Genomic DNA, 15,404 nt, shown 5'->3' with positions numbered 1-15,404 from the left:
CCTGGCCAAATACGGGCGATATAAGAACATTAAATCGTTTATCCATCTGAAATTGGCGCACATGCTGGACTGCCCACTTGAAGTCTTCTGCACTGCCAATGACAAATTTGATTTCGTCACTGGTTTTGAGCAGATCAATATTCTCAAATCGATTCTTTTCAGCTTCACCCGAACTCGGCGTTTTCAGATCCATCACCACGCGTACCCGCGGATCAACCCCTTCGATGGAAAGTGCACCACTTGTTTCCAGGCTGACCAAATGCCCAGCATCACAGAGCGACGTCAACAAAGGCAGGCAGGCTGGTTGAGCCAACGGCTCGCCACCTGTTACGCAGACATCCTGAGTATGGTATGCGGCAACTTGGTCGAGGATGGACAACAAACTCAGTCGCTCACCGCCGGTGAAAGCATAAGCCGTATCACAATAAACGCACCGTAGCGGGCACCCGGTAAGCCGCACGAACACTGTCGGCCAGCCTGCACTTTCAGATTCTCCCTGCAATGAGCGGAATATCTCCGTAATCCGCAACTGCAGTGGAGCCTTCTCTTGTATGGCGATGTCGTCCAAGGCTGAGATCATCTTTTTTCAGCATCCATGCGCGCTAACCGCTGTTTTGCCAGATTGGCCGCCTGACTTTGAGGATATTTGCTGATCACCTGCTGGAAAATATCCCGAGCTTGTTTGTTTTTGTTTGCGTCGTAGGCGATGTAGCCCGTTTTAAGCAGAGCATCTGGCACTCGGTCGCTATTCGGGAATTGGGTCAATATTTTCTGATATGCCGCTTCAGACTTATCCCGCTTTTGCTCTACGTAATAAGTCTCGCCCTGCCAGAACAGTGCGCTTGGCGTCCATTGACCCTGCGGATCAGCATCGATAGCGGCCTGAAATCCGGTGATTGCCTGATCGTACTGCCCATCCTTTAACTGAGCGAACGCTGCGTTATACAGTGCCTGCTGCTTTGCAGTGGCTGCTGCATCTTGACTGGTTGCAGGCGCAGGCGATGCGGCGGGCGCTGCAGAAGCGGAGGATGCTGGCGCAGGCGCTGTCGGCACTGAAGCGGCAGGTTCCTTAGTTGCCGGAACGCTTGGGGGAACCGGTGCAGACGGCGCTAAAGTACTACCACCCGTTTGTTCAAGTTTTGACAGACGATCATCAAAGGAACTGAATGCGGACTGTTGCGCTTTTTGCAGCCGCTGGATCTGATTTTCCTGCACCTCGTTTTGACCGCGAAGATCCCGGACCTGTTCTTGCAACCGCGACACACTATCCAGCAGATTTTGAATAATAACCGTCTGCCCAGAAGCCGTATTTACACCCGTTTCACCTGTACCCAGTGGCTGCGATGAAAGTGGCTGCGGTGTTGCTGACTGCGCATCCGTTTCGGGTGCTTGCGTAGTGGCCGCTGGCGCTGCGTCTGATTTATCACTCCAATTTAGCCAACCGGGTGGTGTCTGCGCCCAAGTGGGCTGTGTCATGACCATACCAAATACGGCTAACACAGTGATTTTTTTTGCGTTACGTTTTATTTTCAAACGATTCATGGGGATTTCCTATATATGCAAGCATCGCACGGCCAAGCTATTGTTTGCTCGATCTTGCGACTGCTCTATTTTAACTATTCATCGCCTTGAAATGGTCCCCAGGCTGGGTCACGCACCTTGCCGCGGGCAAAGCGCAAGGTCTGGCTCTCACCACCCGAAACAGGGCTGACTTTCAACACCGAGCTTCCGCCTACCTGTGATGCGTAGATCAGCATCGATCCGTTAGGCGCGAAACTCGGCCGCTCCTCTGAACCGCCGTTACTGATGTAGCGCAAATCACTACCCCCCCCCGACAAAGACTGAACGGCAACACGGAAACCGCCATTGCCACCCGCCAACAGGGCCAGTGTTTTACCATCAGGAGAAATTGCACCACCTGCCGCATACGACAAACCGAACGTCAGACGCTGAGCAGAAGAAGTGCCCACCGTCTTTTCAAATAATTGTGGCGAACCGGAACGATCCGAAGTGAATACCAAGGTCTGGTTGTCCGGCAACCAGCAGGCTTCCGTATTGATCGAGCCATCATTGGTGACTTGTGTCAGATTTCGCGTATCCAGATCGACCACATAAATATTCGGGCTGTGATATTTGGACAGTGTGATAGCAATCTTATTGCCCTTTGGCGACCAACTTGGCGCCCCATTGATGCCCGGAAATTTTGTTAGTTGATAACGCTGGCCTGTGCGCAAGTCCTGAACCCAGATACCTGAGCGACGTCCTTCGAAGGATACATAGGCGAGTTTACTTCCATCTGGCGACCAGGTCGGCGACATCAGTGGAAAGTTGGAACTCAAAACCGTCTGTGGATTGGCACCATCCGAATCAGCCACTTCCAAGGTATAGCGCCGTTTTTTGCCCGGACCGTCTGTTTCGGTCACGTAGGCGATCTTCGTATCAAATGCACCGCGCACGCCGGTGATTTGTTTGAAGATGATGTCAGCAATTCGGTGTGCAATGCTGCGTGCGGCGGAAACCGGTGCTGAGATCACCCGCCCGGTCATTTGTTGGCCGTTGGTAACGTTCAACAAATAAAAAGTTGCCTGATAATTACCGCCCTGCTGAACCACCTTGCCGACGACCAGATATTGCGCCTTGCCCGTACGCCATTGATCGAACTGGACTTGCTCCGGTGCAGACGGCTGACTCGGCATCTGATCTGTGGTTAATGGCGCAAACTGCCCCGAACGCGCCAGATCGGCATCAATGATCGAAGCAAAGTCCGTGTTTGTGGTTGTAGAAAACGGAACCACGGCAATGGGAACACCGCTTTCCTGTCCACCACTGATCACAATATTCAGTTCGGCCTGGCTTACCGCCGGCGCGAGGAACAGCAATCCGCTCAGAATCCATAAACCCCAGCGTTGAATGCGCGCTTTCATGCTCTTCACCTTGTGTCTTTCATTTTTCATAAAAATATCGTCACTCGTCAAAGCAACAACGAAACAGTTCTATTGTGTGTTCGCCCTGAACTTGAAATTGATCGTCGATTGAAACAACGACATATCCGAAGGCAGAGGCAAAGGCGACGCGCGCTCAACGGCCTGCTGAACAGATCGCTGGAACAATTGGTCACCGTCGCACTGCAATATTTTGACATTGAGCACCGTACCATCTTTGGCCTGCGAAATTCGAACATCGCATGTCCAGTCAGGCTGCCAGCCCGGCGGCTTGAACCACTGAGCGGTCACCTTTTGCTGAATGGCGGCGGCGTAGGCTGCCAGAATTCCCTGAGCCTGGCTTGCACTCAACTCATCCTGGAGCTGCTGTTGCAAGGCCGCTTTGCGCGCTTGAGCCGCCTTCTGGGCAGCCAAATTGGCCGCTTTTTCTTTTGCAGCCTTGTCGGCAGCGGCCTTCGCGGCTTTCTCTTTGGCCGCCTGCTCCTTGGCCGCCTTTTCGGCTGCGGCTTTTTCAGCCGCTGCTTGTTTCTTAGCTTGTTCCGCCTGCGCCGCTGCTTCAGCCGCTGCCTGCTTGGCCGCAGCCGCAGTGGCCCGTTCTTTGGCAGCAGCCGCTTGAGCCGCTTGTTTTTCAGCGGCTGCCTTGGCGGCTTCTTCCTGCATCTTTGCTAGCGCCTGCTTTTGCGCCTGCACGGATTCCTGAGCCTTTTTCTGTTCATCCTGAAGGGCTTTCAACTGTTGCTCTTGTGCGGCAGCCGCCTTCTGCTTGGCTTCGCGCATCGCTTCTAACTGTTGCAGACGAGCCTGCTCCGCTCGACGAGCGGCAGCGGCCTGCTGGGCCTCTGTTTGCTGCTGCTTGAGCGACTTTTCCCGCTGTTGATCAGCCTGCTTAAGCCGATTGACCTGCTGATCAATTGCGGCTTGCGAGACGGATTGCGCCTGAATGACCGGCTCATTCGAAGTGCTTGACGACTGCGAGGCCGCTGAAAAAGCATTGAATTTCCAGGCAATCAGCACAGACAAGATGATCAACAAATGAAGCGCAATCGCCAACAGGATGGACAACGGCATACGTGTAAACCAGCGGAACATGCTTACTTGCCTCCGCTTGGCGAGTTTGAATTGCTGCGCGGCTGATCGGTGACAAGCCCAACTTTGTCCACACCAGCCTTCTGCATGGCCACCATCGCCCCCATAACAAACTGGTAACTGGCGTCTTTATCACCTTTGACCAGCACGGGAATCTTTGGATTGAGTTTTCGCGCCGCCAGAACGTAAGCCTGAATCGTGTCAAGCGGAACCTGCCCTGATGGCGCATCCTGACCGGAGACTGCGTACTGCCCTGTTTTATCAACCGTTATCACGATCGGCACATCATCCGATTGCGGCAACGCTTTGGAAGCCGCACTTGGCGGCGTCACTTCAACACCTTGTTGCAGCATGGGGGCTGTAACCATAAAAATCACCAGCAACACCAACATCACGTCGATGTAGGGCACGACATTGATTTCGGCAACCACACGGCGGGTTCGACGCCCACGACGATCCATGACTTACTGCCCCCCAATCTGGCGCTGGAGCAAGCCGAGGAACTCATCGGTGAATCGATCGTAACGGCCGAACAGCTCATCGATTTGCGTCGAATAACGGTTATAGGCCACTACAGCGGGGATGGCCGCGAACAGGCCCATCGCGGTGGCGATCAATGCCTCGGCAATCGGCGGCGCAACCGTCGCAAGCGTCGCATTTTGCGCATTACCAAGGTTCATGAACGCGCTCATGATGCCCCAAACAGTCCCGAATAGACCGACATACGGACTGACCGAGCCGATGGTTGCCAGAACGGACAAGCCTTCCTCGAACTTATCGATTTGTCGATGCAAAGTCACCCGCATGGCGCGCTCGACACCTTCAAGCAACTCGGATGAACTGCGGCCTTCTATCTGACGCAGACGCTTGAATTCGCGAAAGCCTGCTTCAAAAATGGCTTCCTGACCTTCGCGCGGGCGTGGATCGCGACTGATTCGATCGTAAAAATCGTTCAGGCTGCCACCACTCCAGAAACTTTCCTCGAACCGCTTGGCCTGCGCGCGGGCGCGACGCAATAATGAAGACTTATGAAAAATCAACGCCCAAGACGCCACAGAGGCCAAAAGCAGGATCAAAAGCACGAGTTGCACGGGTAAGCTCGCGCCCAAAACAAGGTGCATTACCGAAGGTTCTGTACTCACAAAAAATAGCTCCGCATGGCGTTAGGGATTGGGGTTGGTTTGAAACTGTCGGCATCGACGCACACGATCTGCACCGTCGCCTGTGACAAGGGTATCTGATCGGAAGTTCGTTCGGCCACTTGATGGAAACTCATCGAGGCGGCACCGCATTTTCGCATCTCACAACTGACACGCAATGCGTCGTTGAATTTTGCCGGACGCTGATAGTCTACCTGCAGCCGGGACACGACGAAAACGACACCGTGTTCTTCACGCATCATATCTTGCTCGAAACCGCGCGCGCGCAACCATTCCGTGCGTGCGCGCTCGAAAAACTTCAGATAATTGGCATAGTAAACCACACCCGCGGCGTCGGTGTCTTCGTAGTACACGCGAACCGGCCAATAGAAAATATCGGTCGTGGTCACTGCGGTTCCTCCTCAGGCAGCAATGTGCCTTGCTGCGACTCGAACGCACTGGGCGGACGGAAACCGAAGTGGGCATAAGTCTGGCGCGTTGCCATCCGCCCTCGTGCCGTGCGCACCAGAAAACCTTGCTGAATGAGGAACGGTTCCAGCACGTCTTCAATCGTATCGCGCGCCTCACCGATGGCGGCGGCAATGTTATCCAGACCGACCGGGCCGCCATCGAACTTGTGAATCAAGGCTTCGAGCAGACGTCGATCCTGCTGATCAAACCCGCGCGCATCCACCTGCAACAAATCTAGTGCCGCGTTCGCCATCGGCTGATCAACCGTGCCATTGCCCCGGACTTCAGCAAAATCGCGAACGCGGCGCAAAAGGCGGTTCGCAATTCGCGGCGTGCCTCGCGCCCGAGCTGCAATTTCTTGCGCACCGCCAGCATCAATCGAGACGCCCATCAGTTGGGCGGATCGACTAACAATGCGGGTTAAATCCGCCACTGAATAAAATTCCAGACGCTGAATAATGCCGAACCGATCTCGCAGCGGGCCGGTCAGCATCCCCGCACGAGTTGTGGCGCCAACAAGGGTAAACGGCGGCAAATCGAGCTTGATCGAACGCGCAGCAGGTCCTTCGCCGATCATGATGTCGATTTGATGGTCTTCCATCGCCGGGTAGAGAATTTCTTCCACCACGGCCGAAAGCCGGTGAATCTCATCGATGAACAACACATCATTCGGTTCGAGATTGGTCAGTAGCGCCGCCAAGTCACCCGGACGCTCAAGCACCGGCCCCGATGTTTGTTTGAGACCCACGCCCATCTCGTGGGCAATGATATTGGCGAGTGTGGTTTTTCCAAGCCCCGGCGGACCGAAAATGAGCACATGATCCAACGCTTCGCCCCGTTGCCGCGCCGCCGGGATGAATATTTCCATCTGTTCGACCACCGCAGGTTGGCCCACGTAATCGACCAGCCGCTTGGGACGCAAGGCGCGTTCGATGGCCTCGTCTTCAGTCACACTTTCTGCGGTAATGACGCGATCTGTCATCACGCTTTACCCGCGAATGGCTTGAGTGCCAGACGGATGATCTGTTCAACGGGCAACGTCTCTGCACCCGGCACGGCCTTGACCATGCGCTGCGATTCGGCGGGCTTGTAGCCCAGGGCTTCCAGCGCACTCATGGCTTCTTGATCGGCACCGGCAAGTGGGACGACATCGCCCATCTTACCCGCCGCGGTCGCCAATGTGGCACCGTCGAAAAACCCCTCAGCCAGTCGGTCACGCATCTCAATGACCAGACGCTCGGCGGTTTTTCGACCCACACCGGGCAATCGAATCAACGCGGCAATGTCATTGCGGGCAATCGCGCCGGCAAATTCTTCAGCATTCATACCGGAAAGCACACCCAACGCCAGTTTGGCACCGACACCCGTGACTTTGAGCAAATGCCGAAACAGCTTGCGCTCGACTTCGCGCGAGAACCCATAAAGCAAAAAGGCATCTTCCCGCACGACGGTGTGAATCAGGAGCGTAGCTTCCTGCCCGTTGGCGGGCAAATCGAACAAGGTGGAAAGCGGCACTTCGACTTCATAGCCCACGCCCTGCACATCCAGCAGAATCCAGGGGGGTTGCTTGTTGACCAAAATGCCCTTGAGGCGACCGATCATCGACTGCGTCTCCGGTAACGTGACTGAGCCAGCAACTGCATGGCGGTTTTTTCGACCCCGACTTCATCCGCCGAAATCCCGGCCAACGAGGTGCGTCGATAGCAATGACACAATGCCACCGCTGCGGCGTCCGCGCCGTCGGCGGGCGGGCTCTCGGATAAAGACAGCAAACGCTTGATCATGTGTTGCACCTGAAGTTTGTCAGCGCGCCCTGTGCCGACCACGGCCTGTTTGACAACGGCGGGCATGTATTCGTGTACGGTCAAACCGTGCCCGACAGCAGCGGCAATCGCGACACCACGTGCCTGCGCCAGCTTGAGTGAAGACTCGGGGCTGCGATACATGAAAATCTGCTCGATGGCGAATTCATCCGGTGCATGGGTGTCAATCAATCGATCGACTTCGGCGTAGATCGCCCCCAATCGCGCGGTGAACGAGCCATGTGGCTTGAGCGAAACGCTTTGCAGATGAATCTGGGTTGCACTTCCACGCTCGAAGTCGAGCACGGCCACACCCATGGTGACCGAACCCGGATCGATACCCATGACGCGCAAACGGGCCACGTTATGCGTACGCCTCTTCAGGAATGTCCGCGTTGTGGAATACTTCCTGGACGTCATCGAGATCTTCAAGCATGTCGATCATCTTGACCAGCTTGACAGCTTGATCACCCTCGACCGGCGCAGTGACCGCCGCACGCATCGCCAACTCGCTTTCTTCGGGCGAGAAACCAGCCACCTTCAGGGCATCCTTGATCGACACATAATCTTCCGGCGTCGTGATGACTTCGACAGCGCCATCCTCACCGACCTGCACATCCTGTGCACCGGCATCAAGTGCCGCTTCCATCAACGCATCCTCATCCACACCCGGCGGATAATATAAAACGCCCTGTTTGTTGAACAAATACCCAACCGAGCCATCCGTCCCCAGATTTCCGCCAAATTTGGTGAATGCATGGCGCACATCCGATACGGTGCGGTTGTGGTTATCCGTCATGCAGTACACCAACACAGCCACGCCGCCCGGACCATACCCTTCGTAAAGCATCTCTTCATAATGCTCACCGTCACCGGCGCCCACACCCCGCTTGGCAGCCCGCTCCACCGTATCCTTGGACATATTGGACGAAAGCGCTTTGTCCCACGCCAAACGCAAACGTGGATTAACCGAAGGATCTGCAGATTTTCCGACACGCACAGCCGCCGTGATTTCGCGAATAATCTTCGTCCAGACTTTGCCGCGCTTGTTATCCTGACGCGCCTTGCGGTGCTTGATGTTTGCCCATTTGCTATGGCCGGCCATCGCTGCCTTCCTCGTAGTGTCGATCAATCCAAAACCGCATTCTATCATCTGTGCCGCAACCCAAGCCGGCACGCAACCGGGCAATTTGATGATGTCCACACAGCATCCCAGAGCACGCACATAAGTACAGCTTCAAAACGGATTCATGCATGCCGTGTCTCGCTCGCAAAACCCAGTCGCGGTGCCCGGCGATACCACGCGATCCAGATCAACGCAGCCAGAAGCCACAACGCCGCCATTCCCCAGGCCAACCAGAGCAGATTCTGGGCGAGATGCGCCACAGCAAGTCCCGAAACGATCCCGGCGAGGATCATCTGAGTGAATCCTTGCAGGGCAGAAGCCAGTCCGCGCTGCGCGGGAATATAATCGAGCCCCATCAGGTTGAGCGATGGCATTGCAGTCGCCATACCCATGGCATAAATCATGATGGGCGATACCGTCAACCAAACACGCCATTCACCCAGACCGAAGGAATGATGTGCAAACCAAAAACTTTGCACCACATTAAAAATGACCGCCAACGTGACAATACCGATACCGATGCTGACGGTGGTCATCGGCGCAAATCGGCTGGCCAGAACATTGCTGATTCGACTTCCCAAGATCAGCCCGGTGACCAGCGGCACAAAAAACTTCCAGAAATCGGTCGGAGTTTGTTGCAAGTGTCCGACCAGAACCATCGGCGCGGCGGCGATGTACAGGAACATCCCCGAGAACAGCAGCGCGAACACCAGCGTCAGCCCCATGAACGGGGCGTGACTTAATGCGCGACCATAACTTTTCAGAATGAATAACGGCGCGATGGATTGCCGGTTGTGCGCGCCGACTGTTTCGGGCATGAACGCGAACACCCCAGCCATCGATAGGGCAGCGAACAGGGCGAGGAACCAGAACACCGACCGCCAACCCAACCACGTATCCAGCACGCCACCAATGATTGGGGCAATCGCCGGGGCAATCGCAAAGACCAGCGTGATGTTCGACATTACCCGCTGCGCCGTGGCACCTTCGAATAAATCCCGCACCAGAGCGCGGCCAATCACCACGCCTGCACCGGCGGCGATACCTTGGATGACACGGGCAGCGATCAACTCATTGATATTCCCCGCCATGGCGGCGCCCACGGATGCCAGCGCGTACACGGTCAGAGAAATCAGCACCATGCGCCTTCGCCCGAACGTATCGGAAAGCGGCCCATGCACCAGCATCATGCCGCCGAAAAACCAGAGGTACAGACTCAGCGTGAGCTGCATGGTCGCCTGATCGACGCCAAATTCATGGCCGATGGCCGGGAACGACGGCAGGTACGCATCCACGGTAAACGGGGCGATCATGAGCAGACTCGCCACCAGCGGTACAATCAGAAAAGCCTTCGGCGCCAAGCGCGCCGCCGGCGAACTCATGCGTACGCGGGTTCTCGTACCGCGCTTTGGTAGCCCAAGAAGGTCTTGAGTTGTTGGTGGCCGTGCTCAGTCAAAATCGATTCGGGGTGGAACTGAACGCCTTCAACGACGAAGGTCTTGTGGCGCAAACCCATGATTTCGTCAAATGAACCGTCGGGATATTGCGTCCATGCGGTCACTTCGAGCACGTCCGGCAAACTCGCCTGTTCGACCACGAGGGAATGATAGCGCGTGGCATCAAATGGATTCGGCAAGCCAGCGAACACGCCTTCGCCGCTGTGATGAATCGGGGAAACCTTGCCGTGCATCACTTCCTTGGCGCGAATCACTTTCCCGCCAAACGCCTGACCGATCGCCTGGTGACCCAGACAAACGCCGAAAATCGGAGTTTTCCCCGCAAACGCGTGGATGACATCAATCGAGATGCCCGCTTCCGACGGCGAGCAGGGGCCGGGAGAAATCACGATGTGCGACGGTGCGCGCGCGGCGATCTCCTCGACCGTGACTTGATCGTTGCGCGCCACCCAGACCTCGACACCCAACTCGCCCAAATACTGAACCAGATTAAAGGTGAACGAATCGTAGTTGTCGAGCATTAAAACCATGATCTTAACTTCCTGAAAAACACGCTAAAAATATGCTGAATGATCGGCAAGTTCTGCTTAATCGGCCGAAATCCGCGCCAATTGCGCCAAGGGCAATGGCAGGCGCTCGCCATAGGCGAGAAACGACGGATTGAGCACCACCGCCCGACGATTATAGGTGAGGCGCTGACCATTGAGATCAACCAATTGCCCACCCGCGGCTTCCAGCACACATTGCGAGGCGGCGGTATCCCATTCTGAAGTCGGGCCGAATCGGGGATACAGGTCCGCCAGCCCCTCGGCCACCAAACAGGTTTTCAAGGCACTACCGCAACGGATTACCTGCGGTTCACCCGCGCGCTCGGTCAGTGCGTCGATCAGCGCCTGCTCGCGACGGCTGCCATGCGAACGGCTCAGGGCCAGTGTGATCGTTGGATTCGGCAAAGGCCGAACTTTAAGCGGCTGTGCCCCCTGCGCGGTGAAACGCCAACTGCCCACACCCTGGACACCCGCAAACTCGGCACCGGTAGCGGGTGCGTACACCACCCCCAGCACCGGCTGGTGCTGGTGAATGAGTGCAATATTGACGGAGAATTCGCCGTTACGTTTCACAAATTCCCGGGTACCGTCGAGCGGATCGACCAGCCAATAGTCCGACCATTGTTGACGCACAGACCAATCCGGCAAGCCACCCTCCTCGGTCAATACCGGAAGGTGCGGCGTCAATGCCTGCAGACCGGCCTTAATCACCCGATGCGCCGACAGATCAGCCTCGGTGACTGGCGAATCATCAGACTTGTGCATGATGTCGAAATCTTCCGCGTAAACGCGCATGATCGCCTCGCCAGCTTGAGCGGCAATACTGCGCACAGGATCACGAAGCGATAACCAGTCATTCATGGTTCAAAAAGCCTTTAGGGTTATAACTGATCATCATGCGGGATTTTTCTGATCGTTTGCGGGCGAGTGTGCCAAGTAGGTTCGCGCGAGATACATCGCCGCAATCGAACGCGCTTCACTGCATTGCCCCTCGAATGCCAGTCGGTCCAAGTCATCCAGGGGCCAGGTCACCACTTCCAACGGTTCGGGCTCATCGCCCGGCAAACGACGGGGTGATAACCCGGTCGCCAGCACGATGTGCGTCCGCTGTGCCGAATAAGCGGGAGACGAGGTAACCTCCCGCAGCAGGGTAAGTTGAGCCGCGGTAAAGCCGGCCTCTTCCATCAGCTCACGATTTGCAGCCTCAAGAATCGGTTCGTCGCCATCAATCCGCCCCTTGGGAAGGCCCAGCTCATAACGCTCCGTACCGCAGGCGTACTCGCGAATCAGGACGATCCGTCCGTCATCCAGAATCGGCACGACCAGAACGGCACCCCGACCTTTGGCCGCGAGGCGTTCGAACGTCACCTCAACACCGTTAGCAAACTTAAGATCGACCGCCTCGACGGCAAACAATCTAGTTTCAACCAAGGGTCGCACCGCGCACATTTTTGGAGGCTGTTCTACCGGCATTTCAACAATCACTCAATAACACGTTCGCAAGAAACCTCCGATACATTCAGAGACTTCACATGGAGCAGAAACACTCCAACATTTTTAATGACGAGCAACTCGAAATACCCGTGATTCGTCGTTCCCGCGAAAGCGGGAATGACGGGTTTTTCAAGATTCCCTGACATCAATTCATGGGGAATATACGAAAAGAAAATCGCATTTTACTATCCGTTCACTGAAATGGCCTGGATGGCGTTATTCATCTCTTGCATTGCCATCGCAGAACATCTCCGAGGTATCCCATGCCATTCAGTATACCGATTGCCGGACGGAATACCGGGAGAAATACCGAGCCGTCAGGTCAGAATGCCCTCACCTCGTTCCAAACCCGCTTATTATTCATATTAATAATGATAAAAATTCAAGCACTGGCTGCTTGACCCAAGCCCGGCAACCGTCAAAATGCTCAGCCTGTGCGCGAGGTGCCCGGCCCCCTTTATGGTGGCATCGGGTGAAACTGGGAAGCAGGTTATTCCTGCGCTGCCCCCGCAACGGTAGGTGCTTTCATCTTGATGGAGCACAAGCCCGGAGACCGGCCTCAAGCTTTTTCCACATCGGCGTGCGGTGGGCACGCCCAGATCGTGAGTTTTCATCATGTACAAATTCCCCATGTCCGGTCGTCACCGTACAGGCCGCACCACACTGGCCTGCGCATACCTGACCGCTTGTTCCTTTCCCTTGTCAGCACTGGCCGGTTCGCCCTCTACCCTACCGGATCTAAATATCACCGCCAGTCACGGTGCACCGGTCGCGTTTGCGGGTGTACCCGAAACGGTCATCACTCGTGCAGAAATTGAGCGGTTGCAAGCCACTTCGGTTTTGTCTTTGCTTGAAAACCGGGCGGGGATCAACATGGTCAACCAAGGCGGGCCAGGCAAGATAACGACCGCATCGATCTGGGGCATGAGCGGCAGTCAAACACTTGTGCTCATCGATGGCGTGCGGATAGGTTCGCTTACGGCGGGCGCGGCGTATCTTGAAAATCTGCCAGTCGCCCTGATCGATCATATCGACATCATCAAGGGACCGCGTTCGGGGCAATACGGCGCGGATGCCATGGGTGGCGTGATCCAGATTTTTACGCGCAAGGGCAAAAAAGGTATTCAACCTTCATTTAGCATCGCCGGTGGCAGCAACAAAACTTTCGAGACCTCGGCCAATGTCAGCGGCGGTAATGGCCCGTTCGATTACTCGATCGGTGCATCGCACCAAGGAACTGGCGGGTTCAACGCCTACACCGATACCACCGGCTCACCCTTCGCGGTCAATCAACCGGATAACGACGGTTATCGCAATAATTCAGCCAGCGGTCGCCTCAACTACACCGGAGACAACGGCGCACGCCTCGGTGTTCACTGGCTCGGTACAAACGCATTCACCGATTATGACGGCAGCAGCTTTGCAGGTAATCAGCAACGATCCCGGCAGCAGAATTTCGGGCTGGATGGCGCATTGATGAAAATCGGCATCTGGCAGCTGCGGGCCAGTGCTGGGCGCAATATCGAACGCCAGACCCAATACTATGACGGTAAATACGTTTCCGAATATAACAGTCGGCAAGATTCGTTCAGCCTCGCCAACGATTTTAGTATCGGCCAGGGTTTATTGACACTGGGTGCGGACCGCCTGAACGATCACGTATCCAGCAGCGTGAATTATGATGTGACCAGCCGTCATAACAATGGCGTTTTTGCCCAATACGCGACGCAGATAGCCGATTTATCCATCCAGACGGCGCTTAGGCATGACAGCAACAGTCAGTTTGGCTCGGCCAATACCGGCTCGGTCGATTTAAGCTGGCAACTCAATCCATCTTTGGCGTTGACCGGTGGTTATGGCACCGGCTTTCATGTGCCGAGTTTCAACTTTCTTTACTATCCGGGCGGCTATGCCAACCCGGATCTTAGACCAGAACACTCGCGTACCGCCCGACTGGGCTTCAACTGGCAGAACAACAACGGCTGGACATCCAGCCTGACGGCATTCCGTACCCGAACCCGCGACCTGATTGCATCCAGCGCAAGCACGAACTTTGTGCCTTACAACATCAATCAGGCGCAATCGATCGGCGCGGAATGGCAACTGGGATGGCACAATGCCGATTGGGCCTTGAATAGCAGCGCCACTTGGATATCAGCCGTCGATCGGGAAACCGGTGTCAGTATTCCTCGTCAACCAAAATGGAGCGGTCGGGTTGATGTGGATCGAAAGCTCGGCGCTTGGCGCATGGGGGTGACCGTTCGAGGGCAGACGGCAACACATGAATCCACGTTTAGCCAAATCAATAACGGCTTCGCCACAGCAGATCTGCGACTGAGCTACGCCTATAGTCAAAACTGGCACATTGAGGCGAAACTGAGCAACGTTCTGGACAAACAATACCAAACTGCCTACGACTACCATCAGGCCGGACGCACCGTGTTATTTACGCTGCGCTACGGGTTGTAATTTCAAGCCCCCATCATCACGGGGCCTCGTCGAAACGGATTCATCCATTCCATTAAACCGGAAAGGATGAATCCGTTTTTCCATGTGGTGCATTTACTGCGATAATTAACAACGAGGCGAGCATTTCAATCAAGCTGCCCAAAAACCCGTCACAGATCAGGTCTTAGACCTTGCGCTATTTCGTTCAGGATTAATTATGAAAACCATTGCCGATCACAGCGAACTCAAGACATCGTCGCACGCCACTTTTTTGGATAAACCGACACCCAGCGCCCAGTTGTTGCTGTTCGCCGTCTTGGTTTTATCGATGGCTGCAACGCGCTACCACCACTTCAGCGCGGTGCTGCATATCGCCGACACTTCGTGGGCGGCCTTTTTTCTCGCTGGTCTGTACCTGCGTGCGCGCTGGATGTTTGTTGCGTTGATGGGGTTGGCCGTCGTCATTGATCTTGCAGCCGTGTGGACAGACGGTCTGGGCATGACCGGTTGCTTCTCGCCCGCTTATCCGGGGTTGCTGCTGGCGTATGGCGCCCTGTGGGGTGCCGGGCGACTGAGCCGGCATTCAATGCGCGAGGATGAACCTGCTCTTGCGACGATCTTGGCTGTCATCGGGTGGTTGGCCTTGGGCGTTATCGCCGCTTTCGCCCTTTCCAATCTCAGTTTCTGGGCTTGGTCCGGGCATTTCGTCGATTTAACTCTGGGTGATTATCTTCAACGAGTAATGGGCTATCTGGGGCGCTACATGGCATCCACCAATCTCTACGTCGGCTTGGGTCTGGGCGTGATGATTGTTGCTCAAACCCTAACAATCAGGTTGAGCAATCCCAAAGCGGCCCATTGATTGAAAACCGCTTGCCTCGCAAAGCAATG

Annotated in this window: 17 protein-coding genes and 1 riboswitch (1 of these 18 only partly in view); of the genes, 2 read left to right on the top strand and 15 right to left on the bottom strand. The window is 55.5% G+C overall.

Annotated elements, in window-relative coordinates; genetic code table 11:
• The 15 genes from queE to nudE all read right to left on the bottom strand — a co-directional run.
• Window positions 1-580: the 5' portion of a 7-carboxy-7-deazaguanine synthase QueE gene (gene queE / locus HNEAP_RS02690; protein ID WP_012823428.1), read on the bottom strand. Its footprint begins 104 nt before the window's first position; 580 of the gene's 684 nt are visible here — the first part of the coding sequence; its start codon is at window positions 578-580; its stop codon lies beyond the left edge, outside the window.
• Window positions 577-1,542, bottom strand: a complete 966-nt coding sequence (ybgF, locus tag HNEAP_RS02685; RefSeq protein ID WP_012823427.1) for a tol-pal system protein YbgF — start codon at window positions 1,540-1,542, stop codon at window positions 577-579. The genes queE and ybgF overlap by 4 nt, the downstream gene beginning before the upstream one ends.
• 74 nt (window positions 1,543-1,616) lie before the next feature.
• Window positions 1,617-2,924 carry a Tol-Pal system beta propeller repeat protein TolB gene (tolB, locus tag HNEAP_RS02680; RefSeq protein WP_012823426.1) on the bottom strand — a complete coding sequence of 436 codons (1,308 nt, stop codon included), beginning with the start codon at window positions 2,922-2,924 and terminating at the stop codon, window positions 1,617-1,619.
• A gap of 69 nt (window positions 2,925-2,993) precedes the next feature.
• A complete protein-coding gene (gene tolA / locus HNEAP_RS02675; RefSeq protein ID WP_012823425.1) occupies window positions 2,994-4,031 on the bottom strand; it encodes a cell envelope integrity protein TolA in 1,038 nt (345 codons plus the stop codon).
• 2 nt (window positions 4,032-4,033) lie between these two features.
• Window positions 4,034-4,489 (bottom strand): protein TolR, encoded by a 456-nt coding sequence (gene tolR, locus HNEAP_RS02670; protein ID WP_012823424.1) that lies wholly within the window; start codon window positions 4,487-4,489, stop codon window positions 4,034-4,036.
• Window positions 4,490-4,492: 3 nt separating this feature from the next.
• A complete protein-coding gene (gene tolQ / locus HNEAP_RS02665) occupies window positions 4,493-5,170 on the bottom strand; it encodes a protein TolQ (protein WP_012823423.1) in 678 nt (225 codons plus the stop codon).
• Entirely contained in the window at window positions 5,167-5,577 is a 411-nt protein-coding gene (gene ybgC / locus HNEAP_RS02660) for a tol-pal system-associated acyl-CoA thioesterase (protein WP_012823422.1), read from the bottom strand. Before ybgC ends, tolQ begins: the two co-directional genes overlap by 4 nt.
• Entirely contained in the window at window positions 5,574-6,620 is a 1,047-nt protein-coding gene (gene ruvB, locus HNEAP_RS02655) for a Holliday junction branch migration DNA helicase RuvB (protein WP_012823421.1), read from the bottom strand. Before ruvB ends, ybgC begins: the two co-directional genes overlap by 4 nt.
• Window positions 6,620-7,240, bottom strand: a complete 621-nt coding sequence (ruvA, locus tag HNEAP_RS02650; protein WP_012823420.1) for a Holliday junction branch migration protein RuvA — start codon at window positions 7,238-7,240, stop codon at window positions 6,620-6,622. Before ruvA ends, ruvB begins: the two co-directional genes overlap by 1 nt.
• Window positions 7,237-7,803, bottom strand: coding sequence for a crossover junction endodeoxyribonuclease RuvC (ruvC, locus tag HNEAP_RS02645; RefSeq protein WP_012823419.1), 567 nt, complete (start codon window positions 7,801-7,803; stop codon window positions 7,237-7,239). Before ruvC ends, ruvA begins: the two co-directional genes overlap by 4 nt.
• Window position 7,804: 1 nt before the next feature.
• Window positions 7,805-8,545 (bottom strand): YebC/PmpR family DNA-binding transcriptional regulator, encoded by a 741-nt coding sequence (locus HNEAP_RS02640; protein ID WP_012823418.1) that lies wholly within the window; start codon window positions 8,543-8,545, stop codon window positions 7,805-7,807.
• A 143-nt stretch (window positions 8,546-8,688) separates the two neighbouring features.
• Entirely contained in the window at window positions 8,689-9,948 is a 1,260-nt protein-coding gene (locus tag HNEAP_RS02635) for a multidrug effflux MFS transporter (protein ID WP_012823417.1), read from the bottom strand.
• Window positions 9,945-10,553, bottom strand: coding sequence for an anthranilate synthase component II (locus HNEAP_RS02630; protein WP_012823416.1), 609 nt, complete (start codon window positions 10,551-10,553; stop codon window positions 9,945-9,947). Before HNEAP_RS02630 ends, HNEAP_RS02635 begins: the two co-directional genes overlap by 4 nt.
• A 57-nt stretch (window positions 10,554-10,610) precedes the next feature.
• Complete coding sequence (gene cysQ / locus HNEAP_RS02625; protein WP_012823415.1) at window positions 10,611-11,432, bottom strand: 3'(2'),5'-bisphosphate nucleotidase CysQ; 822 nt, start codon at window positions 11,430-11,432, stop codon at window positions 10,611-10,613.
• Between the two features lie 33 nt (window positions 11,433-11,465).
• The gene (nudE, locus tag HNEAP_RS02620; RefSeq protein WP_012823414.1) at window positions 11,466-12,044 is read right to left on the bottom strand and encodes an ADP compounds hydrolase NudE; all 579 of its coding nucleotides are present in this window, start codon (window positions 12,042-12,044) and stop codon (window positions 11,466-11,468) included.
• A 445-nt stretch (window positions 12,045-12,489) separates the two neighbouring features.
• Window positions 12,490-12,641, top strand: a riboswitch (cobalamin riboswitch).
• Between the two features lie 39 nt (window positions 12,642-12,680).
• On the opposite strand from nudE, the gene HNEAP_RS02615 reads away from it, so the two are divergent.
• Together HNEAP_RS02615 and HNEAP_RS02610 are read left to right on the top strand one after the other, a co-directional pair.
• Window positions 12,681-14,534, top strand: a complete 1,854-nt coding sequence (locus HNEAP_RS02615; RefSeq protein WP_012823411.1) for a TonB-dependent receptor domain-containing protein — start codon at window positions 12,681-12,683, stop codon at window positions 14,532-14,534.
• Window positions 14,535-14,730: 196 nt separating this feature from the next.
• A complete protein-coding gene (locus HNEAP_RS02610; protein WP_012823410.1) occupies window positions 14,731-15,375 on the top strand; it encodes a hypothetical protein in 645 nt (214 codons plus the stop codon).
• Window positions 15,376-15,404 lie beyond the last annotated feature (29 nt).

This window comes from Halothiobacillus neapolitanus c2, assembly GCF_000024765.1.
Lineage (GTDB): Bacteria > Pseudomonadota > Gammaproteobacteria > Halothiobacillales > Halothiobacillaceae > Halothiobacillus > Halothiobacillus neapolitanus.
Note: the sequence above shows the minus strand (reverse complement) of the source record. Positions and strands in the feature narration are given on the sequence as shown.

Coding starts and splice junctions, on each gene's coding strand:
- HNEAP_RS02630 (WP_012823416.1), bottom strand. CDS start 10,553: ATGGTTTTAATGCTCGACAACTACGATTCGTTCACCTTTAATCTGGTT.
- HNEAP_RS02615 (WP_012823411.1), top strand. CDS start 12,681: ATGTACAAATTCCCCATGTCCGGTCGTCACCGTACAGGCCGCACCACA.
- tolA (WP_012823425.1), bottom strand. CDS start 4,031: ATGTTCCGCTGGTTTACACGTATGCCGTTGTCCATCCTGTTGGCGATT.
- tolR (WP_012823424.1), bottom strand. CDS start 4,489: ATGGATCGTCGTGGGCGTCGAACCCGCCGTGTGGTTGCCGAAATCAAT.
- nudE (WP_012823414.1), bottom strand. CDS start 12,044: ATGCCGGTAGAACAGCCTCCAAAAATGTGCGCGGTGCGACCCTTGGTT.
- cysQ (WP_012823415.1), bottom strand. CDS start 11,432: ATGAATGACTGGTTATCGCTTCGTGATCCTGTGCGCAGTATTGCCGCT.
- HNEAP_RS02640 (WP_012823418.1), bottom strand. CDS start 8,545: ATGGCCGGCCATAGCAAATGGGCAAACATCAAGCACCGCAAGGCGCGT.
- ybgF (WP_012823427.1), bottom strand. CDS start 1,542: ATGAATCGTTTGAAAATAAAACGTAACGCAAAAAAAATCACTGTGTTA.
- HNEAP_RS02635 (WP_012823417.1), bottom strand. CDS start 9,948: ATGAGTTCGCCGGCGGCGCGCTTGGCGCCGAAGGCTTTTCTGATTGTA.
- ruvB (WP_012823421.1), bottom strand. CDS start 6,620: ATGACAGATCGCGTCATTACCGCAGAAAGTGTGACTGAAGACGAGGCC.
- HNEAP_RS02610 (WP_012823410.1), top strand. CDS start 14,731: ATGAAAACCATTGCCGATCACAGCGAACTCAAGACATCGTCGCACGCC.
- ruvA (WP_012823420.1), bottom strand. CDS start 7,240: ATGATCGGTCGCCTCAAGGGCATTTTGGTCAACAAGCAACCCCCCTGG.
- tolB (WP_012823426.1), bottom strand. CDS start 2,924: ATGAAAGCGCGCATTCAACGCTGGGGTTTATGGATTCTGAGCGGATTG.